The 25,725-nt window shown below is 62.2% G+C and carries 20 protein-coding genes; 13 read left to right on the top strand and 7 right to left on the bottom strand.

Features of this window, described 5'->3' with window-relative positions:
* Positions 1–1,132, bottom strand: a protein-coding gene (prfB, locus tag RCO31_RS19895; protein WP_308970185.1) for a peptide chain release factor 2 whose coding sequence is annotated in 2 segments (ribosomal slippage) — positions 1–1,062 and positions 1,064–1,132 — 1,131 coding nt in all. Because the reading frame shifts where the segments join, the coding sequence is not laid out codon by codon here.
* Positions 1,133–1,354: 222 nt separating this feature from the next.
* Here prfB and RCO31_RS19890 point away from each other — a divergent pair.
* The 3 genes from RCO31_RS19890 to RCO31_RS19880 all read left to right on the top strand — a co-directional run bounded on the left by RCO31_RS19890 (position 1,355) and on the right by RCO31_RS19880 (position 3,615).
* Complete coding sequence (locus tag RCO31_RS19890) at positions 1,355–1,744, top strand: GFA family protein (RefSeq protein WP_308970184.1); 390 nt, start codon at positions 1,355–1,357, stop codon at positions 1,742–1,744.
* Positions 1,745–1,866: 122 nt separating this feature from the next.
* Positions 1,867–2,292: a YciI family protein gene (locus RCO31_RS19885; RefSeq protein ID WP_308970182.1), complete on the top strand. Its 426-nt coding sequence runs from the start codon at positions 1,867–1,869 to the stop codon at positions 2,290–2,292.
* 60 nt (positions 2,293–2,352) lie between these two features.
* Positions 2,353–3,615 carry an RNA polymerase sigma factor gene (locus tag RCO31_RS19880; RefSeq protein ID WP_308970181.1) on the top strand — a complete coding sequence of 421 codons (1,263 nt, stop codon included), beginning with the start codon at positions 2,353–2,355 and terminating at the stop codon, positions 3,613–3,615.
* Between the two features lie 91 nt (positions 3,616–3,706).
* Here the strand turns inward: RCO31_RS19880 and RCO31_RS19875 are convergent, their stop codons facing one another.
* The 3 genes from RCO31_RS19875 to RCO31_RS19865 all read right to left on the bottom strand — a co-directional run bounded on the left by RCO31_RS19875 (position 3,707) and on the right by RCO31_RS19865 (position 8,910).
* Complete coding sequence (locus tag RCO31_RS19875; RefSeq protein ID WP_308970180.1) at positions 3,707–4,825, bottom strand: hypothetical protein; 1,119 nt, start codon at positions 4,823–4,825, stop codon at positions 3,707–3,709.
* 110 nt (positions 4,826–4,935) lie between these two features.
* Positions 4,936–7,434 carry a penicillin-binding protein 1A gene (locus RCO31_RS19870; RefSeq protein ID WP_308970179.1) on the bottom strand — a complete coding sequence of 833 codons (2,499 nt, stop codon included), beginning with the start codon at positions 7,432–7,434 and terminating at the stop codon, positions 4,936–4,938.
* Between the two features lie 255 nt (positions 7,435–7,689).
* Positions 7,690–8,910, bottom strand: a complete 1,221-nt coding sequence (locus tag RCO31_RS19865; RefSeq protein WP_308970178.1) for an N-acetylmuramoyl-L-alanine amidase — start codon at positions 8,908–8,910, stop codon at positions 7,690–7,692.
* A gap of 745 nt (positions 8,911–9,655) precedes the next feature.
* On the opposite strand from RCO31_RS19865, the gene RCO31_RS19860 reads away from it, so the two are divergent.
* Positions 9,656–12,598 carry an Rne/Rng family ribonuclease gene (locus RCO31_RS19860; RefSeq protein ID WP_308970177.1) on the top strand — a complete coding sequence of 981 codons (2,943 nt, stop codon included), beginning with the start codon at positions 9,656–9,658 and terminating at the stop codon, positions 12,596–12,598.
* 87 nt (positions 12,599–12,685) lie between these two features.
* Here RCO31_RS19860 and RCO31_RS19855 read toward each other — a convergent pair whose 3' ends face one another.
* From RCO31_RS19855 to RCO31_RS19845, 3 genes are all read right to left on the bottom strand, one after another.
* Entirely contained in the window at positions 12,686–13,213 is a 528-nt protein-coding gene (locus tag RCO31_RS19855; RefSeq protein ID WP_308970214.1) for a biotin transporter BioY, read from the bottom strand.
* 258 nt (positions 13,214–13,471) lie between these two features.
* Positions 13,472–14,431: an alpha/beta hydrolase gene (locus tag RCO31_RS19850; RefSeq protein WP_308970175.1), complete on the bottom strand. Its 960-nt coding sequence runs from the start codon at positions 14,429–14,431 to the stop codon at positions 13,472–13,474.
* A gap of 20 nt (positions 14,432–14,451) precedes the next feature.
* On the bottom strand, positions 14,452–15,642 hold the full coding sequence (locus RCO31_RS19845) for an aminotransferase class I/II-fold pyridoxal phosphate-dependent enzyme (protein WP_308970174.1): 1,191 nt from the start codon (positions 15,640–15,642) through the stop codon (positions 14,452–14,454).
* 290 nt (positions 15,643–15,932) lie between these two features.
* On the opposite strand from RCO31_RS19845, the gene RCO31_RS19840 reads away from it, so the two are divergent.
* The 9 genes from RCO31_RS19840 to RCO31_RS19800 all read left to right on the top strand — a co-directional run bounded on the left by RCO31_RS19840 (position 15,933) and on the right by RCO31_RS19800 (position 25,705).
* On the top strand, positions 15,933–17,303 hold the full coding sequence (locus RCO31_RS19840) for a M48 family metalloprotease (protein WP_308970213.1): 1,371 nt from the start codon (positions 15,933–15,935) through the stop codon (positions 17,301–17,303).
* A gap of 57 nt (positions 17,304–17,360) precedes the next feature.
* Positions 17,361–18,122, top strand: a complete 762-nt coding sequence (locus tag RCO31_RS19835) for a DsbA family protein (RefSeq protein ID WP_308970212.1) — start codon at positions 17,361–17,363, stop codon at positions 18,120–18,122.
* Between the two features lie 187 nt (positions 18,123–18,309).
* Positions 18,310–18,777: a type II 3-dehydroquinate dehydratase gene (gene aroQ / locus RCO31_RS19830; RefSeq protein ID WP_308970173.1), complete on the top strand. Its 468-nt coding sequence runs from the start codon at positions 18,310–18,312 to the stop codon at positions 18,775–18,777.
* Positions 18,778–18,815: 38 nt separating this feature from the next.
* Entirely contained in the window at positions 18,816–19,286 is a 471-nt protein-coding gene (gene accB, locus RCO31_RS19825; protein WP_308970172.1) for an acetyl-CoA carboxylase biotin carboxyl carrier protein, read from the top strand.
* Between the two features lie 25 nt (positions 19,287–19,311).
* A complete protein-coding gene (gene accC, locus RCO31_RS19820; protein ID WP_308970171.1) occupies positions 19,312–20,664 on the top strand; it encodes an acetyl-CoA carboxylase biotin carboxylase subunit in 1,353 nt (450 codons plus the stop codon).
* Positions 20,665–20,772: 108 nt separating this feature from the next.
* On the top strand, positions 20,773–22,551 hold the full coding sequence (locus tag RCO31_RS19815; protein WP_308970169.1) for an EAL domain-containing protein: 1,779 nt from the start codon (positions 20,773–20,775) through the stop codon (positions 22,549–22,551).
* Positions 22,552–22,668: 117 nt separating this feature from the next.
* Entirely contained in the window at positions 22,669–24,189 is a 1,521-nt protein-coding gene (locus tag RCO31_RS19810; protein ID WP_308970168.1) for a CHASE3 domain-containing protein, read from the top strand.
* Positions 24,186–24,623 (top strand): response regulator, encoded by a 438-nt coding sequence (locus RCO31_RS19805; RefSeq protein ID WP_308970167.1) that lies wholly within the window; start codon positions 24,186–24,188, stop codon positions 24,621–24,623. Before RCO31_RS19810 ends, RCO31_RS19805 begins: the two co-directional genes overlap by 4 nt.
* Positions 24,620–25,705, top strand: a complete 1,086-nt coding sequence (locus RCO31_RS19800) for a response regulator (protein ID WP_308970166.1) — start codon at positions 24,620–24,622, stop codon at positions 25,703–25,705. Before RCO31_RS19805 ends, RCO31_RS19800 begins: the two co-directional genes overlap by 4 nt.
* Positions 25,706–25,725 lie beyond the last annotated feature (20 nt).

The raw sequence follows: 25,725 nt of genomic DNA, 5'->3' as shown, positions 1-25,725 counted from the left end.
CTAGTCCACGTCTTCGACTTCACCGGGCCCGCCGCCGAAGGCCTTTTGCGCGAGCGTCGCCGCCATGAACTCGTCAAGGTCACCGTCGAGCACGCCCTGCGTGTCGGAGGTCTGCACGCCGGTGCGCAGGTCCTTCACCATCTGGTACGGCTGCAGCACATACGACCTGATCTGGTGCCCCCAACCGATGTCGGTCTTCGCTGCCTGGTCAGCGGCGGCTTGCGCCTCGCGCTTCTTCAGTTCGAGCTCATAAAGCCGCGAGCGCAGCATGTCCCACGCTTGCGCGCGGTTCTTATGCTGCGAACGGCCGGCCTGGCAGACGACCGCAATGCCTGTCGGCATGTGTGTCAGCCGCACCGCGGACTCGGTTTTGTTGACGTGCTGACCGCCGGCGCCGCCCGAGCGCATCGTATCGGTACGCACATCCGATTCCTTGATGTCGATCTGGATGCGATCGTCGATCACCGGAAACACCGCCACGGAAGAAAAGGACGTGTGCCGCCGGGCATTGGAATCGAACGGCGAGATGCGCACAAGGCGATGCACCCCACCCTCCGTCTTCAGCCAGCCATAGGCGTTGTGACCCTTGATCTGCAGCGTCGCGGACTTGATGCCCGCCTCTTCCCCCTCGGTCTCTTCCAGGAGCTCGATCTTGTAACCGTGCTGTTCGGCCCAGCGCGAATACATGCGCAGCAACATCGCGGCCCAGTCCTGGCTCTCGGTGCCGCCAGCACCCGCATGGACTTCGAGATAGCTGTCGTTGGCGTCGGCCTCGCCCGCGAGCAGCGCCTCGAGTTCGCGGCGCGCGACCTCCTTCTTCAGCGCTCGCAGCGCCTGTTCGGCCTCCGCCACCACACCGGCGTCATCTTCAGCCTCGCCGAGCTCGATCATGCCGATCTGGTCTTCGAGCTCGCGCTCGACCTTGCCAATGCCGGTGAGCTGCTCCTCGAGCGAGGTGCGCTCCTGCATCAGCTTCTGTGCCTTCTGGGGGTCGTTCCAGAGATCGGGATCCTCGGCGAGCTTGTTCAGCTCAGCCAGCCGCGCCGTCGATGCATCGACGTCAAAGATGCCTCCTCAGCAGCCCGACCGACTGCTTGATCTCTTCAACAAGTCTCTCGATTTCCGCGCGCATGCAACCCTAGGCCTAGTAACAATATAAAGACGAGGATGGCCAGGACGAGCCCGGCCATGACAACAGCGTCCGATGTAGCCGCCCTCACCGGCCTGCGCAATGCTCAATTGGCGTGCATTGTCAGGCGCTTCCCCTTGCGGATCGATCTGGAACGCGCCTGAGGGGTATGGTTTATTTCGAAACAACTATGCCCATGTCACGATTACACAAAAGGCACGAGCCATGATGCACGAAGGCGGCTGTCTCTGCGGCGCGGTGCGATTCAAGGCAGAAGGCGAGCCGATCAACGTCCGCATCTGCCATTGCCGCCTGTGCCAGAAATCGTTCGCCGCGCCATTCTTTGCCCGCGCCCAGTTCGCGCAGGAGGCCATCACGCTGAGGGGGCCGACGGCGCGTTATCCAACCTCGGAGCGGATCGAGCGTGTCTTTTGCAGCCAGTGCGGCACCCGGATCGGTTCCTGGCGAGTCAACGGGACTGCGGCGGGCCTCGCGCTGGCGTTGTTCGATGATCGCAACGCATTCTCGCCGACCGACCACATCTGGGTCAGCGAAAAGCTCGATTGGGTGAGGATCACCGACGAGTTGCCGCAATTTCCTGAGGGCATCCCTTAAGGCCCCCGGCTCGTCGCTCCAGATTTTGAAAAAATTTCAGCGGGAATGTCGATCGCACCGATCCCCGTTCGTCGTGTGAGCAGGAAGGCCATCTTGGCCTCCAGATCAGAGGAGATATGACGATGCGCGTAATGGTGATGGTTAAGGCGACGAAGGACAGCGAAGCGGGCATCATGCCCTCGACCGAACTCATCGGGGCTATGGGCAAGTACAACGAGGAACTGATCAACGCCGGCATTATGCTCGCCGGCGAAGGCCTGCGCTCGTCGGCAAAAGGAAAGCGCGTCGCCTTCGACGGAGCAAGCCGCACCGTGATCGACGGACCTTTCGCCGAGACGCGGGAACTCGTCGCCGGCTTCTGGCTGTGGCAGGTCAAGGACATGGCCGAGGCGATCGAGTGGGTGAAACGCTGCCCCAATCCAATGCCGGGACCGAGCGAGATCGAGATCCGCGAGGTGGTCGAGTTTGACACCGATTTTGGCGAAGTGCTGACGCCGGAGCTCGCCGAACTGCATCAGCGGAACCGCGACAAGACGGAGGGCCACTAAGGCTCATTCTGTCGCCGCCGTGACTTGCCTCGTCCCCTGCCTGTCCTTTAAGCGGGATGGGTGGCCACAAGGCAAACGCACCAGACAATCGAGACGGTCTTCCGGATCGAACAGGCCAGGCTCATCGCGGGCCTGGCCCGCTTCGTGCGCGACGTGGGCCTTGCCGAAGAGCTCGCGCAGGATGCTCTCGTTTCCGCCCTGTCCGAATGGCCGAAAAGCGGCGTTCCGAACAACCCGGGCGCCTGGCTGATGGCGGCGGCGAAACGCCGCGCGATCGACGGCATGCGTCGTAACAAGATGCTCGAGCGCAAGCACACGGAGATCGCGCGAGACCTTGATGACGAACGCGATAGCAGCGTCGAACAGATTGAAGAGGCTATAGACGACGACGTCGGAGACGAGCTTCTGAGCCTGCTCTTCGTCGCATGTCATCCGGTCTTGTCCAAAGAGGCGCGCGCGGCCCTGACCCTGCGCCTTATCGGCGGGTTGACGACGGACGAGATCGCCCGCGCCTTTCTTTCCAACGAAGCGACCATTGCCCAGCGTATCGTCCGCGCCAAAGCAACGCTCGGCGGCGCCGGACTGACCTTCGAGGTGCCGCGCGGCAACGAACGAAACGAGCGCATGGCCTCCGTCCTGGAGGTCATCTACCTGATTTTCAACGAGGGCTATGCGGCGACAGCCGGCGAAGACCTGATCCGTCCGGCCCTATGTGCCGAGGCGCAGCGTCTGGGCCGCATCCTCGCCAGCCTTGCGCCCAACGAGCCCGAGGTCTTTGGCCTTCTCGCGCTGATGGAAATCCAGGCCTCGCGTCTGGCCACCCGCACTGCGCCCGACGGCTCGCTGGTGTCGTTGACCGAACAGAACCGCGCACGCTGGAACCAGCTTCTGATCCGCCGAGGTCTCGCCGCTCTGGAACGTGCCGAAAGCTTGGGAGGTGGGAACGGCCCCTACGCCCTGCAGGCTGCGCTCGCCGCTTGTCATGCAAGGGCACGCAAGGCGGTGGAGACGGATTGGAAGAAGATCGCATATCTCTACGGCACCCTGAGCAAGGTCATGCCGTCACCAGTGGTCGATCTCAATCGCGCCATCGCCGTCAGCATGGCGTTCGGCCCAGAGGCCGGCCTAAAGCTCATAGACGAGATCGCGCAAGCCGCAGCCCTGCGCAACTACGCTCCCCTGCCCGCCGCAAAGGGGGATTTCCTGTTCCGCGCAGGCCGGCTCGCCGAAGCCAGGATTGAATTCGAGCGCGCCGCTGAACTCACCCGCAATGAGCGCGAGAAAGCCTTCCTCCTCAAGCGAGCGGCGGCCTGCGGCGGCTGAGTTCGGATGGCGCCTGGCGTCGTAAAGTGGCGATCTCAGCTTCGTGCAGCGCGGTCGCCACGGCTCGGTGAGCGAGCCAACATGTTCAAATTCAGATTGGCGAGCGTAGGATCGCGGCAAGCTCCTTGCCGCCCGGGATATCGTCCTTTCTCACTGCCATCACGCGTGCTCCCGACAGCATAGCCCTGAGGGCGATCTCGTCGACGACACCATAGGCGGCCGCGTCGTTTTCCGCAGCGAAGGTCACTGCCCCTGTCGCCTCATCGACAGTTCCGGGTACAAGGGTATCCATATCGACAAGGATCGTATCGATGCCGCCGAAAGTTGCTGCACGAGCTGCGTCGGACACGTCCGTGGTCGTGCGTCTCTGGCCGGCGCGCTGCTCAAAGAGCTTCTTCAGATTCTCAATCTCGCGCGCATAAGCCGCATCGAGGACGGGCCGGGCAGCGGAGGCCAGCTCCGCGTTCGTCGTCCGATCGGGGCTCCCGCCGATTGTTCCATTGATCACGTGCAACGTACTGACCGTCCTGAAGAGCGATGCAAGCGGCTCGGCCGCGGCCAAAATCAGTGGAGCATCGGAGGCCGCGAGAATCGGACGAAGCGCGGCATCGATCTGTCGAACAAACTGCGCCAGGCGGACCTTCTGGCCCTCCGAACCGTGCACACGTCCGCTGGGCGATCGATCGTTGATCGTGGATTTGCCGACTGCGCTTGCAGCATCCTTCGGCAACCGCGGCACATGCACATCGGCCGCGGGGATATCCGGCGAGACCTCCACCAGTCGAACCGCATTTTCAGACAGCGCCAGCACGTACGCCGAATGCGGAAACGCGATCGCCCGCAGCAACGGCTTGAGATGAAAGCGATCAGCGACTTCAAACAAATCCACAAGCCTGTTGGCGAGCCGCCAGGTTCGAATTGAGTCCGGAGTGGCGAGAATCGCAAGGCTGTGGGCCTGATGACGCCAGAACTCGTCATCGTCCAGCAAATCGTCAAGCTGCTCCCGCAGCATCGCCGCCCGGCGCTTGTCGAATCCCTTCTGATCCAGCTGCACGATGGCCGCCTTGATCAGATTCGCCAGATTGATCCGGCTCCGCTCGATATTCTGGCTGACAGGTGTTGTCGCAAGATAGATCGACACACAGGCGTCCGATCTTGTCAGCGCCAAAGACTGCAAATCCCGCTTGGCAGGAAGGTCGACATAGAGCATGGGCCACTCTCCAGTGGATGGCGCCTACATCATTTTCCGGTCGGCTCGATGTGCCGCCACCGGACGATTGTCAGACGGCCATATCCCTGGAGATAGGCGCGCCAAGTGTGTCAGTAAAGTCCGCCCGTGCCCGGGCGCATGATCGAGCGCCCCATATCCTGCTGCTGGTAGCCGTCGCCGCCACCCCAACCACCGCGCCCGTCGGCATCAGCGACACCGATCACCGAATAGTTGTCCGGCGGAGCCGTGCCAGGTTTAAAGGCCTCAAGGATGGTCCGCCCCCCCTCGCCAGGTCCGGCCCGCATCCCAGTCGAGGCATCAACGCGGATCAGCTTGATGCCGGCCGGCACGCGGAACGGCACCGCTGGCTTATCAGCCAGCGCCACCTTCATGAAATCGCGGACGATCGGCGCAGCGGTATTGCCACCAGCGACGCCGCGGCCGAGATGGCGCGGCTTGTCGTAACCGATGTAGACGCCGATCGCGATGTCCGGGGAGAAGCCGACGAACCAGACGTCCTTCTCGTCGTTGGTGGTGCCGGTCTTGCCGGCGAGCGGCTTACCGACTTCCTTCAGGCTCGTTGCGGTGCCGCGTTGGATCACACCTTCCATCATCGAGGTGATCTGGTACGCGGTCATCGGATCCATCACCTGCTCACGACGGTCGACGAGCGTCGGCTCCGGCTGGCTCTTCCAGCCCTCGGCCGCAGTGCAGCCGCGGCATTCGCGCTGGTCGTGCTTGAAGATCGTATGGCCGTAACGATCCTGGATTCGGTCGATCAGCGTTGCCTTGATGCGTCGGCCGCCATTGGCAAACATCGAATACGCCGTCACCATACGCATCACCGTCGTCTCGCCGGCTCCGAGCGAATACGAAAGGTAGTTCGGCAACTCGTCATAGACGCCGAAACGCTTGGCGTATTCGCCGATCAACGGCATGCCGATGTCTTCGGCCAGGCGGACGGTCATCGTGTTGCGCGACTGCTCGATCCCGTAGCGTAAGGTCCGAGGACCATAATACTTGCCGGTCGAATAGTTTTCCGGGCGCCAGACCTGACCGTTACCCATCTGGATTTCGATCGGCGCGTCCACAACCACGGTCGATGGCGTATAGCCGTTGTCGAGGGCCGCCGAGTAGACCAACGGCTTGAATGACGATCCCGGCTGACGCCACGCCTGCGTCGCGCGGTTGAACTGGCTCTGGTCGAAGGAGAAGCCGCCAGACATTGCCAGCACGCGGCCGGTCCACGGATCCATCGCAACAAGGCCGCCGGAAACCTCGGGGACCTGTCGCAGGCGGTATTGACCGTCGACCTTGTTGCCGTCCTTCGTGAGCGGCTCCGCATAAATGACGTCGCCGGGCTCCAGAACCTGGCTGACTTTGGCAGGCGCCTTGCCCCGGGTCGGACCCGATGCGGCCTTCGCCCAGCGCACACCGTCGAGCGTGATGATACCGGTCTGACGTTCCTTGGAAACGGCGCCGCCAAGCTCACGCGGTGGCTGGAAACCGATGCGCGCCGACTGGTCGTGACTCTCCAGCACGACGGCCATTTTCCAGCCGATATCCGATAACGACTTGATGTCGGCGAGTTTCACCCCCCAGTCGCCCGACAGATCCAGCTTCTGGATCCCGCCACGATAGCCCTGCAATTCGTCGAACCGGACCAGGCCATCAGACAAAGCCTTGCGCGCAACCACCTGCAGCTTCGGGTCGAGCGTGGTTCGCACCGACAACCCGCCCTCATAAAGCTTCTTCTCGCCGTAGCGCTCAAAGATTTCCCGACGCACTTCCTCGGCGAAATACTCGCCGGCGAAAGTGTGCGCGACGTTCTGCTTGCCGACGATCAGCGGCTCCTTGCGCGCTTTGTCCGCATCCGCCTGCTTGATCCAGCCGTTTTCGAGAAGGCGGTCGATCACGTAGTTGCGGCGTTCGATCGCCCGCTCACGATTACGCACCGGATGCAGCGACGACGGCGCCTTCGGCAACGCCGCAAGATAAGCTGCTTCCGAGAGCGTCAGCTCGTTCACCGATTTGTCGAAGTAGACGAGTGCTGCCGCAGCGATGCCGTACGTATTCAGACCGAGAAAGATTTCGTTCAGATAGAGCTCGAGGATCTTGTCCTTCGAATAGGTGCGCTCGATCCGCATCGCCAGAAGTGCTTCCTTGATCTTGCGGGTGAACGACACCTCGTTGGTCAGAAGGAAGTTCTTTGCGACCTGCTGCGTGATCGTGGACGCGCCCTGCGGGCGGCGGTTCGTACCAAAGTTCTGGGCGTACAGCATGGCGGCGCGCGCCATACCGTAAAAATCCAGTCCGCCGTGCTCGTAGAAGTTCTTGTCTTCCGCAGCCAGGAAGGCGTTGATGACCGACTTCGGAACCGCCTGGATCGGCAGGTAAAGCCGACGCTCCTTTGCGTATTCACCCAGCAGCGATCCGTCCGACGCGTGCACGCGCGTCATCACCGGCGGCTCGTAGTCCTGCAACTGCGAATAGTCCGGCAGGTCGCGAGAGAAATGCCAAACCAAGCCCGCGACGGCGCCGACACCGACCAGGAACAGGATCGTTCCGAAGGCGAAGAGGAAGCCAAAGAATCGCAACAGCAGTCGCATCGTCTAACGTCCACCCAGCCTTTAAGGCGCCCGATTCCGGAAGTTCGCAAACAGCCGACGAACTCGCTCGCAAAACGCGACAGGAACTTCAAGTTCAACGCAGTGGCCCCGGAACCTGCGCGACCGGCAAGTGACGAGACGATTCACTTCAATCTATACGGCTCCGGCTGTGGCTAAACTAGGGCTTACAATGGCTTAGCCAGCATCTTTGCGCCTGATCCTGTGCCAAAAACCGACCTTCACCGCTCAATCATACTAATGCTCGTCTTTTTTAGCTTCGGTGGTCATCAAGCGCTTGCCAAAAAACAGTTCCACAGCCTGCGCCACCGATCCGACCGTGCGTGAGCGCCAGCTGTCGGAGACCAGGAGCTGCAGATCTTCCTTGTTGGACACGTAGCCAAGTTCGAGCAAAACCGAGGGCACGTCGGGTGCCTTCAGGACCCGAAAGCCTGCCGACTTCAACGGATTCTTGTGCAGGCGCGCGACGGTCTTCATTTCCTTGACGAGCGATCGGGCAAAGCGATTTGAAAACGTTTTGGTTTCCCGCCGCGCCAGATCGATCAGGATATCCGCGACGTCGGCCGGTTCCTCGGTCAGGTTGATGCCGGCGATCAGATCCGCACGGTTCTCGGATTCGGCGAGTTTGGCCGCTTCCGCGTCAGAGGCCGTGTCCGAAAGCGTGTAGACCGTCGCTCCCTGGGCATCCCCCTCGCCGCGCGGTAGCGAATCGGCATGAATGGAAAGAAACAGCGCGGCCTTGTGCTGCCGTGCGATCCGCACGCGCTCGGCAAGCGGAATGAAGGTGTCATCGTCGCGGGTCATCACCACGCGATATTTGCCACCCTTCTCGATCCGCTCGCGCAGCGCTTTGGCAAAGTCGAGAACGATCTCCTTTTCGTTCTCACCGCTCTGGGTCTGCGCTCCGTGATCGATGCCGCCATGGCCCGGGTCGATCACGACCACGGGACGCGTATCGCCAGCGTCGGCGTTCGCGGCCACCGTGGATGTTGTTGCGGTGGTATCCGACGGCGCCGCTGCCGTCTTGCGGTTCTCGGCGGCGACGCCTTGCATAAAGGTTGCGCGATCGGTTGCACTTAGCTCGACGATCAGCTTCGGCAGCTGGCCGTTCTCCGCTTCCAGCACATACGCTTTGTCGATCTTCGCCGGACGCTTCAGGTCCATGACAATGCGCGAACCGCCCGGCATCACGAGACCGTAACGAAACGCCTTGACCAGACCCCGGCTCGCATCGCCGACACCCTCCGGCAACAGGAAAGTGACCTGCGGGACATCCACGACAATCCGATACGGATTGGCGAGCGCAAACGCGTGCAGATCGATCTTCCGGTCAAGCTGCAGGATGAAACGGGCGCGCTTCTCATCACCAGCGACCCGGACATCAGTGGCTGTCGGATGAGGAGATGCAACCGCCGGACGCAGTTCAGCTTTCTCTTCCGCCCTCGCGGACGGAACCATGAGGCAGGCAGCCAGCACCGCACAGGCGCCTGCAGCGCACCGCCGGAACCTATGGTTCGCGTGGAATCGCAATGAATCCCCAACCTTTGGGCACGTTCTTATCGCAATAGGACCCGACGGTTAATTGAAGCTTAAGTGCCGAACGAATGTTTCCGTCGCCCTGTTGCAACCGCGTGACGGTTGGCTTGCCAGGACCACGCAATCAACGTATGTAATTGGTGTTGATGGCCAAAACTTAAAGTTGTGCCAACCTCAGCCTCCCGGTGCGGTATCGGGCCGCGATCGATCAAAAAATTTGCTCGAACGTCCCAGAGTTGCCGCGTTCCGGTCTTCCGATCAGGGCCAAGCGCTGAAGAGCGCGGTCGATCTGAGGGCCAGCCCGGGCCAGAGCGGATGACGTTCAACCGAACGCCTTCGCGGCAAGGGAGCAGCAGACCATCAGCGACAGTTCCCGCGGCGTCACCGCCGCATTTGATCGTTTCGCGGCCGTCACACGCCGCCAAGACTGAAAAAACGGGCCGACGCTCGATGCGCCTCGCTACCACGCCCATCCGCCATTCGACGCTCTCGCAGCCGGGACACCAACACCGTGTGCCCTGCTCGACGCGTCGGCGGTCCGGGCTGCGGCGCCTCCGATACGCCTTCGGCCTTCCCATCACCCCCGAATCAGGCAGACCGTTCCGCCACCCTTCCGCGCGACTAACGCGCGGCGCTTTGCGCAGGGTCAGCCGGCAAGAGTGCTCCAATGCCCAACAAAATGCTTATCGATGCGACCCACCCGGAAGAGACCAGGGTCGTGGTCGTCCGCGGCAACCGCGTCGAAGAATTTGATTTCGAGTCGGCGCAGCGAAAACAGCTACGCGGCAACATCTATCTCGCAAAAGTCACACGCGTCGAACCGTCATTGCAGGCCGCATTTGTCGAATACGGCGGCAACCGGCATGGTTTCCTGGCCTTCAGCGAAATCCACCCCGACTACTACCAGATCCCCGTCGCCGATCGCCAGGCGCTGATCGAGGACGAGGAACGCGCCCAGCGGGAAGCCGAAGAGGAATCGGAAAACCGGCAGCACCGCCGCCGCCGTCACCGCAGCTCGCGCCGACGTGGCGGTGATCGCGTGCGCAGCCGGGCGATCGAACACGCCGACGAAGCCCACTCGCTTTCCGCCGCGGGTGATGATCCCGTGGCGCGTGCTCACATCGAGCATGGTTACTACCGCTATCAGCCGCCAAAGGAACTCGAAGAACCTGGGGCGGATGTCGCAACGACAGCCGAGCCGGTGCAGGCGATCGAGACCGATGCATCGGACATTCCGTCCGCTCACGAGACCAGTATCGATGCGGTATCCGACCCCGCGACCGCCTCGGGACAGGTTTTGCCCAGTGAGGCCGAACTCCCCGAGGCCGGCACTGCGCCCGAGAGCGAGGGTTCCGAACCAGTCGCGCCCGCGGCAATCGGCGTAGATGCGGATTCGTCCGACCATACCGACGCGCAGGACGATGACGATGAAGACGACGACGAGGAGACCACCGAAGACGAGCAGGTCGAATCCGTCGGCGGCGACGATGCGATGGAGGAAGTGCCCGAGCGGCCGTTCCGTCCGCGCCGGCAGTACAAGATTCAGGAAGTCATCAAGCGTCGGCAGGTGATGCTGATCCAGGTGGTGAAGGAAGAGCGCGGCAACAAGGGCGCCGCGCTGACGACCTATCTCTCGCTTGCGGGACGTTATGCCGTGCTGATGCCGAACACCGCGCGCGGCGGAGGCATCAGCCGCAAGATCACCTCGGCGCAGGACCGAAACCGCCTGAAGGAAGTCGTGCAGGATCTCGACGTGCCGGAGGGCATGGGCGTTATTCTGCGCACCGCAGGTGCGGCGCGCACCCAGCCCGAGATCAAGCGTGACTTCGAATACCTGCTGCGGGCGTGGGAGCAGGTGCGCGACCTGACGCTCAAATCGACCGCGCCGACGCTGGTCTACGAGGAAGGCTCGTTGATCAAGCGTTCGATCCGCGACCTGTTCAACAAGGAAATCGACGAAGTCATCGTCGCGGGCGATACCGGCTATCACGAAGCGCGCGATTTCATGAAGATGCTGATGCCGAACGCGACGCGCGCGGTTAAGCCGTATCGCGAAGGCCAGCCGCTGTTCTCGCGCATGGGCGTGGAGAGTCAGCTCGACGCAATGTTCTCGCCGACTGTGCAGCTTCGCTCCGGCGGCTACATCGTCATCAACCAGACCGAGGCGCTGGTGTCGATCGACGTGAACTCTGGCCGCTCGACCCGCGAGCATCACATCGAAGACACCGCACTGAAGACCAATCTCGAGGCAGCCGAAGAGGTCGCACGCCAGCTCCGCCTGCGCGATCTCGCCGGCCTCATCGTGATCGACTTCATCGACATGGATGAGAAGCGCAATAACCGCGCCGTGGAACGCAAGCTGAGCGATTGTCTGAGGCACGATCGTGCACGCATCCAGGTCGGGCGCATCTCGCATTTCGGCCTACTGGAGATGTCACGCCAGCGCATCCGCGCCAGTGTTCTGGAAAGCTCTACCGAGCCGTGCCCGCATTGCGGCGGCACCGGCCATGTCCGCTCCGTCTCCTCCGTCGCACTACAACTCTTGCGCAGCGTCGAGGAAATTCTGATGAAGGGTGCGACGCACAACCTCGTCGTGCGCACCCGCACCGAGGTCGCGCTCTACGTGCTGAACCACAAGCGCGGCCACCTGCGCGATCTGGAGAACGCTTTCAAGGTAACGATTTCGGTCATCGCCGATGCGACTCAGCAATCGTTCGTGATCGACCATGGCGATCAGGTCCACACGCTGGAAGCAGCCAAGGCGCTGCTCGCTACACAAGCGGCGACCACGAAGCAGCCGATCGCCGAAGCCGAGGATGAGGACGACGACTTCATCGACGATGAAGCTGAAGGTGTGGATTCCGACGAAGCGGCCGATGCGCAAGGCGCCGATGGGGCCGGCGAAGGCGACGGACGCCGGCGCAAGCGGCGTCGCCGCCGACGTGGCTCTCGGAGCGGTGAGCCACGCGAAGCTCCCGCAGAAGCGCTCTCTCCGCCGCTTGCATCCGACGAGGGTGAAGACGGCGAACCTGCGCGCGACGGCGAGGATGTGGTCGATTTGGACGGCGAGCGCGGCGCGGACGACGGCGGCGGCCGGCGCCGGCGGCGCGGCCGTCGTGGCGGTCGGCGCCGCCGAGGTGGCGAGCCGCACGAGGCGCTTGAAGCGCACGAGGAAGGCTCTGTCGCAGTGATCACGGACGATCTCGAGGGCACGCCCGAACCGGAGGTTACGAGCGCGGTCGCCGATCTCGATGAGCCGCTCACGCACACGGGCGACGTTTCGGCTTCCGATGAAGCTGCACCCGAGGCACCCGCACCCGAACCAGTGGAGACCGCGCCGGAAGCAAGCGTTGCGTCGGTGACAAGCACCGCGGCGGAGCCCCTGCCCGAAAGCGCGGCTGAGGCGGCGGAAGCAAAACGGAGGCGCTCGACAGTACGCGAGAAAGTCTCGTTCAGCTTTACCGGCGCCGAGTCGGCGGACCCGACACCGCAACCTGAACCGGCTCCTGCCGCGCCGGTGAGCGTCGCTCCTGAGCAGGCAGCAGCCGAGCCTGCGGCCGAGTCGCCGCGACGGGCCGGCTGGTGGTCACGACGGTTTGGTGGATCGTAAGCTCCGCAGCAAGATCTGAGTTATCGATGCAAAACGCCCGGCGCTTTCGCGCCGGGCGTTTCTCATTGCACGCAGGGATTCTGAGCTTCAGCGATCGCGCTTGCGATCAGCGGCGCGCCAGAGCACAGGCATCAGCAGCGCTCCCAGCAGGCTCTTGACGACAGTTCCTGCAATGAATGGCATGATGCCGACGAGCCAGGCCTTGTGCGGACCAAGGTTGATGCCGAAAGCAAGCCACGCAAAACCGAGCGTCAAAATGACGACGTGGCCCGCGGTCATCACCACGAGCATGCGTGACACCGAGCGATCCCAGCCCCGTTCGCAGAACCAGCCGGCGCCGAAAGCGGCGATGGCGAATGCCGCAAGGAATCCACCGGTTCCACCCATCATGTAGGCGACACCGCCGACCGGCCCCGCGAAGACCGGCAGCCCGAGCGCGCCCTCGGCGAGATAAGCCAGCACGGTTGCTAGCCCGAGCCTTGCGCCGTAGGCGGCGCCGATCATCAGCACCACGAGGGTCTGCATCGTCATCGGCACATATGGCAACGGCACATTGACCTTCGCCGAGAAGGTCAGCAGCGCCGTCCCCGCCACGATCAGGATGCCGGCGCGCATTGCAGCCGGCACGCCACCAGTGCGATCCGGCCATAGGTGATCGGCCAGCCTTGGGCGGGGCTGCACAGCAGCCGTAGCGGATGCAAGCGGCACAGTCATCGGGATCAGTCTCCTTCGGTAAAACGACAATTGCGGCGCGCAAACTATTCGCGAGGTTCACAACAAGCGACCTGCCATGACGCGCAACAGCCATGCGCGCCGAAACCATGTCTGGCTTGACGAATGGTCGCCGTTATCAAAGGCACCGGAATGCACGAGCTACGCGAAGAACGCCTCGAAGTGTGCGAGCACCTCAGACGGCGCCTCCTCAGCGAGATAGTGGCCGCTGTTGACGGAGCCGCCACTTACTTCTGCCGCACAGTACTGCCGCCAGATCGACAAGGGATCGTACCAGCGGCCGATCGCGCCTTTTGAACCCCACAAGACGAGGAGCGGACATTGAATTTTCGCACCTGCTGCACGCGATTCTCGATCATGCTCCAGATCGATGGTCGCCGCCGCACGGTAGTCCTCGCACATTCCACGGATCATGTCGGGGTTGCGGGCGCTCTGCAGGTAGTCGGCCAGAGCGTCTGGCTGGAAAAAATCTTCCGAGCTTGCTCCACGCGAGGTGTGCGCACGAAACCAGGCCTCGGGTGCGCCATTGATCAGCGTCTCGGGAAAAGGATGCGGCTGGGCAAACCAGAACCAGTGATAGTAGCCCATCGCGAACTTCATATCGGCACGCTCAAAATGCTCGATCGTCGGGACGATATCGAGCACCGCCAGTCTTTCCACGCGATCAGGATGGTCAATCGCCAGTCGGTGGGCCACCCGGGCGCCGCGATCATGGCTGCCGACCCGAAAGCGCGTATGCCCGAAATGCGCCATGACCTCCACCATGTCCTTTGCCATCACCTTCTTGGCGTAGGGCGCATGATCGGAGGTGGCAGGTGGTTTCAACGACTGTCCATAGCCGCGAAGATCCGGACAGATCACGGTGAACCGCCGGGCCAGGACCGGGGCGACAGCGTGCCACATCGCGTGGGTCTGCGGGTTGCCGTGCAGCAGAAGCAGGGGCGGCCCGGAGCCGCCACGGCGCAATTTGATCGGACCGTCAGTGACCTCGATCTGCTCCAGCGAAAAGTCCGGAAAGAACATCGCCCCCTCCTGTCCCTGTGACGGCAGCGTATCCCCTTCAGTTTGCGCAGGATACTCTCGATCCTTCGGTGGTCGCATCCACCTTTCCGGAAAATGTTTTAGCGTTTCAGCCAGCGCGTGATGCGCGCCACCGCCTCGCGCATGTCATCGGCCGAACGGGCGTAGGAGAAACGCACGTAGGAGCGGCCATGGAGAGGATCGAAATCGATTCCGGACGTCGCGGCGACGTGCGCTTCTTCGAGCATTTGCCTCGTGAAGTCGAGGCTGTCGGTCGTGAACTTCGAAACGTCCGCATAGAGATAGAAGGCGCCATCCGCCGGTAGAAACGAGTCGAGGCCGGCTTGCGGCAGTCCTTCAATCAGGATGCGCCGGTTTTCCTGATAGCCGTGCTTGATCTGCTCCATTTCCGCACGGCCCTCAAACGCGGCTTCGGCGGCGATCTGTGACAGCGTCGGCACCGAAATCGACAGGTTCTGCTGCAGTCGCTCAATAGGACGCACCAGCGATTCAGGCGCAACGATCCAGCCGACGCGCCAGCCCGTCATGCAGAAATACTTCGAGAACGAATTGATGACGAGCGTATCGTCCGACAATGCTGCCGCAGTCACCGCCGGAAACGCATAGTCCAGCCCGTGATAGATCTCGTCGGAAACAAAACGAATTCCGGCGTCTGCTGCCGCTGCAATCAGCGCAGCAAGCGCCTCGCGGGTCATCATCGTGCCGGTCGGGTTGCCCGGGCTTGCAACCAGCACGCCCTGCAACGGCTTCTTGCGATGTTCCGCCAGCAATGCATCGGCCGAGAGCGCATGCCGCGTGTCGCCGGTCGTTTCGATCAGCACCGGCTCGCAACCAAGCGCCGTAAGGATGTGCCGGTATGGCGGGTAGCCAGGCACGGTGACCGCGACGCGATCTCCCGGCTCGAACATCGACAGGAATGCCAGAATGAACCCCCCGGATGAGCCCGTGGTGACGATGACCCGTTCCGGATCCAAGTCGTAACCATAGGCGTCGCGATAATGTTGCGAAATTCGGCCTCGCAGCGATGGAATTCCGAGTGCCGCGGTATAATCGATCCGCATCGTGTCGAGCGCGGCGTGTGCTGCTGCAATCGCCGTGCGCGGCGCAGGCTCGGCTGGCTGGCCGACCTCGAGATGGACGACGTGAGCGCCCGCCGCCTCGATTCGCGCAGCAGCCGCCATCACGTCCATCACCATGAACGGTGGAACCTCGCTGCGATGCGAGGGAACCAGCAGCTTGCGAGCGCGGGCGCTGAGGGTGTCGTCGAGCATTGCGTCTTCAGGTCAGGTGGCGGACGTTTTGCCACGTCTTAAAGCAATGTCTTGTGTGCTTGAAGAGGCACAGGCGCGCGGCGCCGCCATGTTGCCGCATTCCGAAAGCTTGGTATGAACGCGAAATCAGCGCATCCAAGGTGTTGGCTCAACTGCCAAATCCTGCAATGTATCGGGTCAACTTGCCGCTAACGCGGGCGCCCCGGTTGCGGGCGATGGGGACTGCCAGAAAGACCGTCATGACTGTTTCGGCGTTCGATATTCCGCCGCGCTTTTCGCTGACGAAAACCATGCACCGCGCGACCGCGCTCATCACCGCGGCGGTGTTGATGCTCGCGCCGCAGCCGTCGCTGGCACAGGCGTCTGAGAAGCGCGGCCCGCCGATTATCCGCGACGCTGAAATCGAGCAGCTGCTGCGCGACTATACCGCGCCGGTATTGCGCGCCGCAGGCCTCACCAAGCAGAACGTCCAGGTCGTCATCATCAACGAACCGACGTTTAACGCCTTCGTCATCGACGGCCGTCGCATCTTCATCAATTCCGGAGCGCTCATGGAAGCGCAGACGCCGAACCAGATCATCGGCGTGCTTGCCCACGAAACCGGGCATATCGCAGGCGGCCATCTTGCAAAGCTTCGCGAACAGTTGGCCCGCGCGCAGACGCAGATGATTCTCGCGACGATCCTTGGCGTTGGCGCAATGGTCGCAGGCGCCAGCAGCGGTTCGAACAACGGCCTCGGCAGCGCCGGCGCCGCGGCTCTCAGCGCTCCGCAGGAAGTCATCCGCCGCACGGTTCTCTCCTATCAGCGTCAGCAGGAGGAGAGCGCGGACCGGGCAGCCGTGCGCTATCTCAACGAGACGGGCCAATCGCCGAAAGGAATGTATGACACCTTCCGGCGGTTCTCGGAGCAGCTGCTTTTCATAGCGCGCGGCGCCGACCCCTATTCGCAGTCGCATCCTATGCCAGCGGAACGCGTCGCCGCTCTCGCCGAATTCGCCCGCACCAGCCCTTATTGGGACAAGAAGGACGATCCGGCCCTGCAATTGCGGCATGACCTGATGCGCGCAAAGATTTCCGGCTTCATGGAACGGCCCGATACCGTGCTGCGCCGCTATCCGATGTCAAACGATAGCCTTCCCGCACGCTATGCCCGCGCCATCGCCGGCTACAAGCACGGCGATCTGCGCGCCGCCGTCGCCCAGATCGATTCATTGCTGCAGGTTCAGCCAAACAATCCGTATTTCCACGAGCTGCGCGGTCAGGCACTGCTCGAGGGCGCCCGGCCGAACGAGGCGATCGCGCCGCTGCGGCGCGCGCTGCAGCTGTCGAACAACTCGCCACTGATCGCCATGATGCTCGGCCAGGCACTCGTTGCATCCAACAATCCGGCCTACGCGGACGAGGCGATTCGGATCCTGCGAACGGCCCTCGCGCGCGAGCCCGAAGCCCCGAGCGGCTACATGCAGTTGGCAATGGCCTACGGCCGCAAGGGCAACTACGCGGAGGCCGATCTCGCCTCGGCACAGGCCGCGTTCCTGCGCGGCGATATGAAGACCGCGCGCGACCTCGCCTCGCGCGCCAAAACGCGCTTTGCGGTCGGCTCGCCGGGCTGGGTCAAGGCCGACGACATTGTGAACACAAAACTCACAGAAAAACGGTAGTTTCGCCGCGAATACTTGGTTTCGCTCGGGTTCCGTAGCCTCGACAAGGATTGCATGATGCTTTTGCTTCGCTACCTCGCGCCCGCCGTTGCGGCAGCAGCGCTGATCCTGCCGCAACCTGCCGCCGCGCAGAATTTCTCGGAGGCGCAGCGCACCGAGATCCAGAAGATCATTCGCGAGTACCTGCTCGCCAATCCGGACGTGCTGGAGGAGGTTTCCGCCGAGTTGAACAAGCGGCAGGCCGTCGCTGAGGCTGCTAAACAGGCCTCCGCGGTCAAGAAGCATTCGGACGCGCTGTTCAATTCACCGCGCAGCGTCGTGGTCGGCAACCGCGAGGGCGATGTGAATTTCGTCGAGTTCTTCGACTACAACTGCGGTTACTGCAAGCGCGCTATGACTGACATGATGGATCTGATGAAGGCTGACCCGAAGGTGCGCGTTGTGCTGAAGGAATTTCCGGTCCTGGGCCAGGGCTCGGTGGAAGCGGCGCAGGTCGGCATCGCAGTTCGTATGCAGGACCCAAGCGGCAAGAAATACCTCGACTTCCACCAGAAGCTTCTGAACTCACGCGGCCAGGCCGACAAGGCGAAGGCGGTCGCGGCCGCCAAGGACGCCGGCGTGGACATGGCCCGGCTGGAGAAGGACATGGCAAGCTCCGAGATCAAGGCGACGATCGAGGAGAACTTCCGGATGGCTGAGGATATCGGCCTGAACGGCACGCCGAGCTATGTGATCGGCCAGCAGGTCGTGGTCGGCGCCGTCGGCCTCGATACGCTGAAGGAGAAGATCGCCGCGGCACGACGGTCGGTCGAGCGCTGACCTGATACGCCGGGAGCGATGGTTAACCGTCGGATTCTGGCGCCGCCCCGGGCTTTTTCATAAGACCTTTGAACGTTTTGCAGGGGCAAAGGGGATCGTTCAGGCTTCCCCTCTCAGGCCAGCTTACCTATAAACGGCCCGCGGCCGCCGCTCCCGGCGATGCCGATCCACACAAGCCGGGCTCCGGATGGCTAAAACCGCATCCAAGACGATCTATGTCCTGAACGGGCCGAATCTGAACCTGCTCGGGACACGCGAGCCCGAGACGTACGGCGCTGATACGCTCGCCGACGTCGAAACGCTTTGCCGAAAGGCGGCCAGTGCCTACGGCCTCGAGGCCGAGTGCCGGCAGTCCAATCGCGAAGGCGAACTGATCGACTTCATCCACGAAGCGGGCGCGAACAACGCTGCCGGCATTGTCATCAACGGCGGCGGCTACTCGCACACGTCGATCGCGCTGCATGATGCACTGAAGGCGGTGAATCTCCCGTCGGTCGAAGTGCATGTCAGCAACGTCTACGCGCGCGAGCACTTCCGCCATCACTCCTTCATTTCCAAGGCCACATTCGCTTCGTTGACGGGCTTTGGCATCGAGGGTTACCGGCTGGCGATCGCCGGCCTCGCCGCAAAAATCGGCGCGAAGGCGAAAGCCTGACGCGCTCTCTTCCAAAAGGAAAGTTCCGGACCGAACGCATGGCCGCAAAGGCAAAAGGCGCAACCGCCAACCCCACCGACGAACGCGAGCTGATCCGCGAACTCGCGGCGCTGCTCGATAGCACCAACCTCACCGAGATCGAGGTGGAGCGTGAAGGCTTGCGTGTACGTGTTGCGCGCAACGTCATGGTCACTGCGCCTATTGCGGCCGCCGGACCGGCGCCGACCCATGCGGTGCCTGCCGCCGCGTCAGCAGTCGCCGATATCGCCAAGCATCCGGGCACCGTGCCCTCCCCGATGGTCGGTACCGCCTACGTGGCGTCTGAGCCCGGCGCCCGACCTTTTGTCGACGTCGGCAGCAAGGTCGCGACCGGCGACACGCTCTTGATCATCGAAGCGATGAAGACGATGAACCAGATCCCGGCGCCACGAGCGGGCACGGTCACTCAGATCCTGTTCGAGGACGGCCAGCCGGTCGAATTCGGCGAACCGCTGATGGTCATCGAGTAGGAATACTTGCGAAGAGCGCCCCGCGATGTTCGATAAAATCCTCATAGCCAATCGCGGTGAAATTGCGCTGCGCGTGCTGCGCGCTTGCAAGGAACTCGGCATCGCGACGGTCGCCGTGCACTCGACCGCCGACGCCGACGCGATGCACGTCCGCCTCGCCGACGAAAGCGTCTGCATCGGTCCGCCGCCATCCAAGGACAGCTATCTCAACATTCCAGCGCTACTCGCAGCATGCGAGATCACTGGCGCCGACGCCGTGCATCCCGGCTATGGCTTTCTGTCCGAGAACGCTCGATTTGCCGAAATTCTCGCCGACCACAATTTGCACTTCATCGGCCCGAAGGCGGAGCACATCCGCATGATGGGCGACAAGATCGAAGCCAAGAAGACAGCAAAGCGCCTCGGCATTCCCGTGGTGCCCGGCTCCGAAGGCGGGGTCACCTCGGACGACGAGGCGATGGCGATCGCCCGGGAGATCGGCTTTCCGATCCTGGTGAAGGCCGCCGCGGGTGGCGGTGGCCGCGGCATGAAGGTCGCACGCACCGCTGACGATCTGGCGCTGGCGCTCGCGACGGCGCGCACCGAAGCCAAGGCGGCGTTCGGCGACGACGCCGTTTATCTGGAAAAATACCTTGAGCAGCCCCGCCACATCGAGATTCAGATCCTCGGCGACGGCCGTGGCGGGACGATCCACCTCGGCGAACGCGACTGTTCGTTGCAACGGCGGCATCAGAAGATATGGGAAGAAGGCCCCTCGCCCGCGCTCAGCGCCGCCCAACGCGCGAAGATCGGCGAAACAGTGGCAGCGGCCATGCGCGAGCTGCAGTATCTCGGGGTCGGTACTGTTGAATTCCTGTACGAGGACGGCGAGTTCTACTTCATCGAAATGAACACGCGCATCCAGGTCGAGCATCCCGTGACCGAGATGATCACGGGCATTGATCTCGTGCTCGAACAAATCCGCGTCGCCGCCGGCGGCGACCTGCCGGCTCGCCAGGCCGATATCGTCATCAACGGCCACGCCATCGAGTGCCGCATCAACGCCGAGAACCCGGTCACCTTCCGGCCGTCGCCCGGAAAGATCCTACATTATCATCCGCCTGGCGGGATGGGCGTGCGGATCGACTCCGCCGTCTATCAGGGCTACGTGATCCCACCCTATTACGACTCGCTGGTCGGCAAGCTGATCGTCCACGGCAAAACCCGCGCGGAGTGCCTGATGCGGCTGCGCCGTGCCCTCGACGAAATGGTCGTCGACGGCGTCGAGACCACGCTGCCGCTCTTTCGTGCCTTGGTGCGCGAGGCCGCCATCATCGATGGCGATTATCACATCCATTGGCTGGAGCATTACCTGGCCGCCGGCGACGTGAAATCGTGACGACAATTTAAACTTTCTGAAAATTCCCTCGTCGTTTTTTCTCTTATTTTTACCGGCACAACAGCAACCTGTTGAGCGCGAGAAGCACGCGCAGCCCTCATTGCGAGCGTGGCGTCATACCACCGCATTCTCCATTGCAATGCGAGCCAACCGGCAAGGACGTCGGCACACCTGCCGGCCCTTGAGAGGCTGCATATCGACGCGCTTGGTGCGAACGAAAATGTCGATCCGGTTCAAATCAAGAACAACAGCGTTCCAATGATCAACAGGATCCTCACGAGTGGAATCTTGCGGGAGCCTGCCGTTCTCGCTGTCTGCGCCCTCGCCTTCGCACTTCCGCTTCTCGTCACTCTTTATCTGGCAAGCACGCTCGTTGATCTGCAGTATACACGCAATTGGCAAAGTGTTGCTGATCGCCTCGTGCTCTGGGGCGATGAAACCATAGAGCGGGCCGATGCCATCATTCGTCAGCGCCTTTCGGCATATCCGCAGGGCTGTCCCTCATCTTATTCCAACGAGCTGGCCGGCACAGTCTTCGCTAACGAAAACGTCAGCGCGCTTGGCATCGTCCGAAATGGCAAAGTGATCTGCGCACACCGCCAATTGCGCGCGGAGTCGCTCCTCGTTCCCGAAATAGCAGGCATTCCTGCCGACAAAACGGTCGTCGCTTTCACACCGAAGGATGCCACCTACCGCATGCCGGCGATAGTCGTCGCGCGACGTCTCGACGCCGACGCGGTGGGGGTGGCCTTGATTGAACCCAAATATTTCCTTCTACCACTGGGCTTCATCCCGGAGGGAAGCAGATTAAAAGCTGCGCTACTCGGGCCGAACGGTGAAGTCTACGCTGGCGACACGTCGCTTGCCGGCGCCAATCGTCCTGGCTTGGCTAAGACAACAAGCCATCGCCACCTTGCGATCGCGACCTCGACGCGTTTTCCCATATCCATTGCCGTTCGCAGCGATGCACAAGATGATCGTCTGCACTGGCACCAAGCCTTACCCTATGCGTTGGCCGCGGGCTTGTTGCTCGGGCTGTCCTCCAGCTTCCTGATCGCAATCAGCCTCTTGCACAGTCGATCAATTCCCGCCCAGCTGAAAACCGCGCTGTCGCGGCGCGAATTTCATATCGAGTATTTGCCAACCATCGACCTGTCCAGTGGACGATGTGTCGGCGCCGAGGCGCTTATCCGCTGGGATCATCCCGATCACGGGCTCATGCAGCCGGATACCTTCATTCCAATTGCCGAGTCGAGCGGTCTGATTCTGCCGATCACCGAGTGGATTCTGTCCACGGTGGCAATCGACCTGCAAAAGATATCAGGGCTGGCCTTACCCGCTGACTTCCACATCGGCGTCAACATCGCCTCGCAGACTCTTTCCGACGAAATAATTCCGATCACGCAACGCATTTTCGACGCTCGCAAGGTCGCATTGTCGCGCGTCATGTTCGAATTGAGCGAACGTGGACTCATCGATCATGCGGAAGAGCCGGTTCGGGAGTCCATCAAACGACTGCGGCAACTGGGCGTAAGAATTGCGCTCGATGACTTTGGTACCGGATCTTCCAATCTTGCGTATCTCCAAAGCTTCGACATCGACTACTTGAAGATCGAAAAGCAGTTTATCGCCACGCTCGGCACGGAATCCGTATCTTCCGGACTTGTCAAAATCATCGCCGAAATGGGCAAGTATCTGAACGTGACCGTGATTGCCGAAGGCATAGAGAACGCCAAGCAACTCGAACTGGTCAAATCGCTTGACATCCAGGAGGGACAGGGCTGGCATTTCTCGACGCCGCTGCGCTTCGGCGCGTTCAAGGTCTGGCTGGAGCAAAGGATCGCAAGTCACCCATGCACAAGGCCAGGTCAAAGAGCGCCCGTATAACGCCTGCATTTGGAGCTATTCTGTCGAAGGCGCGGGGAACCGGCTTGCGGGACGGATGTTGTTTCGCGTCGCAAATTGCGCTCGCCGTTCTGCCGAACTGAATGTCCTGACTTTTCCATGAGCCGCGAGCACAAGCGACCGCCGATTGTCCAGATTGCGCTCCTGCTGGCAGGACTGCTGATCCTGCTCGGGATCAGCGCGAGCTCGATCTATCTCGTCTATTCGCTGCGCCAAGACGCAGACAAGATAGCCCGTACGTTGGAGGTCGAAAATCAGATCTACGTCGCCTTGTTGCAGGTCAGTCGCGCCGAGAGCGCCGAGCGCGGCTATCTCATCACCTCCCAGCCGGAATTCCTCGCCGAATTCACGGAAGCGACGGCGGCCATCCGTCCCGCCTTTGACCGCCTCAAGCAACTCACCAGCGACAACGCCGTTCAGGCCAGGCACTTGAACGAGGCGCTTCCGCTCGTCGATCAGCGATTGCGGGAGTTCAGTACGGTCGTAAGCTTCGTGATGAATGGCCAGGAGGCAGAGGCCAACAAGATCGTCCAGCAGAACGCCACGCGACGAACCACGACGCGCATTCGCGAAATTGCCGACGCAATGCGCAGCGAAGAAGACCGGCTGCTGAGGCTCCGCATCGCCGAGACCAACGAGACGCAGGCGCTCTCGGCAATCGCGACGACTGCAGGCTCAGGCACGGTGCTGGCGCTGGCCATCGCCTCGCTGCTGCTGGTCCGCCGCTCGCAGCGGCTGCGCGACGATGCGGAAGAGAGCTTGCGCAAGCTCAACGCCAACCTCGAAGCCGCTGTCGAGGAGCGGACAAAGGACCTGCAGGAGGCGAACGAAGAAATTCAGCGATTTGCCTATATCGTCAGCCATGACCTGCGCTCACCGCTGGTGAACATCATGGGCTTCACGAGCGAACTGGAGGAGTTGCGCGGCAGCATCTTCAGGCGGATCGCCGAACTGTCCGCACCGGAAGCGCTTGCCGCGACGCCCGATAGCGCGACCGCCGAAGCGAGGCTTGTCGATCACGACAAGGAGCTCGTGAAAGACTTCGACGAATCCCTGAACTTCATCAAGTCGTCGATCGGCAAGATGGATCGGCTGATTACAGCCGTTCTCACCCTTACCCGCGAGGGCCGCCGCGAATTCAAGCCCGACCACATCGACGTGCACGAGCTGATCGAAGGCATCGTCCAGACCGTCGCGCATCAGGCCGACGAGGCGAATGCCAAGATCCTGATCGACCCCTTGCCCGACGTGGTCAGCGACCGTCTGGCGCTCGAGCAAATATTCTCGAATTTGATCGACAATGCGCTGAAATACCTGCGACCCGACGTTGCCGGCGAGATTCGGGTCTCCGGCCGCCAAAAATCCGGCTATATTGTCTACGAAGTAGCAGACAACGGTCGCGGGATCGATCAAAAGGATCATCAGCGAGTTTTTGACCTGTTTCGCCGGGCTGGCGTGCAGGATCGTCCGGGTCAGGGCATTGGCTTGGCCCATGCCCGCGCGCTGGTGCGGCGGTTGGGCGGGACACTTTCGGTTTCGTCGAAGCTTGGCGAAGGCAGCACCTTCACGGTGATGCTGCCTTCCCGGTGGAATCTGCCTCTGGAAGGAAAGACAGCATGAGCAAGGCGGTCACCATCGTCATGATCGAGGACGACGAGGGCCACGCACGCCTGATCGAGCGTAATATCCGCCGCTCCGGCGCCACCAACGAAATCGTCCACTTCGCCAACGGCATGGACGCGATGGCCTACCTGCTCGGCAACGGTCCTTCGGGTGCGGCTCGCAAGGGCGATGCGCTGCTGATCCTGCTGGACCTCAACCTGCCCGACATGACCGGGACCGAGATCCTGAGGCGGGTGAAGGAGACGTCGCATCTGAAGTGTACACCGGTGGTGGTGCTCACCACGACCGACGATGCGCACGAGATCAAGCGCTGTTACGAGCTCGGTTGCAATGTCTACATCACCAAGCCGGTCAACTACGAAAGATTTGCCAACGCCATCCGCCAGCTCGGCTTATTCTTTTCCGTGATTCAGGTGCCCTCGGCCGCATGACAAACGAGACGCCCATAGCGCTTTATATCGACGACGATGCCGACCTTGCCCGGCTGGTCCAGCGCGGTCTGAAGCGGCAGGGATTCCTTGTCGAGCATGCCCCGGACGGCGAGACCGGCCTCGCCCGCATTCGCGCCGGCGGCATTGACGTCATTGCGCTCGATCAACAGATGCCGGGCCTGGATGGGCTCGAAACGCTCGCACGCATCCGCGCCATCGATAATGCGCCGCCGGTGGTTTTCGTCACCGCCTCGCTGGACAGCCGTACGGCCGTCACCGCGCTGAAGGCAGGAGCGGCGGACTATCTGGTCAAGGACGCCAAGGGCGACTTCATCCCCCTGCTCTCTGTCGCCGTCGCAGGCGCGCTGAACGGCGCGCGGATGCGTCAGGCCAAAGAGGCGGCGGAAGCCGAGGTACGCGCCGCACGCGATCGGTATGCTGCGCTTGCCGCCGAGCGCGAAGTCTTGTTGCGCGAGGTCAATCACCGTGTTGGCAACAGCCTGCAGATCATCGCATCACTCCTGCACCTGCAGGCGTCGACCACGGACGACGAAAGCGTCAAAGCGGCGCTCACCAACGCGATGGGCCGCGTCGCGGCGGTCGCCCAGGTGCATCGCAGGCTCTACACCTCGCACGACCTGAAGGGCGTGATGCTCGACCAGTATCTCGAGGCGCTGCTCGAAGATCTGCGCAGGTCGGCTGAAGGCGAAAAACTGACCCAGCTGACACTGACCGGCGCCCCTGTCGAGATCGATCCCGATCGTGCCGTCGCGGTCGGGATTATTGTCAATGAACTGGTGATCAACGCCGTCAAATACGCCTATCCCGATGGCTCGGGACCAATCCATGTGGAACTGAGCCGCGCCGGCGACACGATCAAGATCGCGGTGGCCGATCAGGGAATCGGGCTGGCCGGCAAGCCTGCGCCGGGCTCAACCGGCATGGGTCGCCGCATCGTCAATGCCATGGCCGCGAAGCTCCAAGCCGAGATCGAGTTTGATCAGGGACATTCCGGGACGCGGGTCGTGCTCAGCCTGCCCCTCCAGGTGCAGCCGAAGCCCGAGAAGCAGAGCGCGGCCTGAAACGCCCGGGAAATCAAGCC

Origin of the sequence: Bradyrhizobium sp. LHD-71 (assembly GCF_031157255.1) — a bacterium.
Classification (GTDB): domain Bacteria; phylum Pseudomonadota; class Alphaproteobacteria; order Rhizobiales; family Xanthobacteraceae; genus P52-10.
Note: the sequence above shows the minus strand (reverse complement) of the source record. Positions and strands in the feature narration are given on the sequence as shown.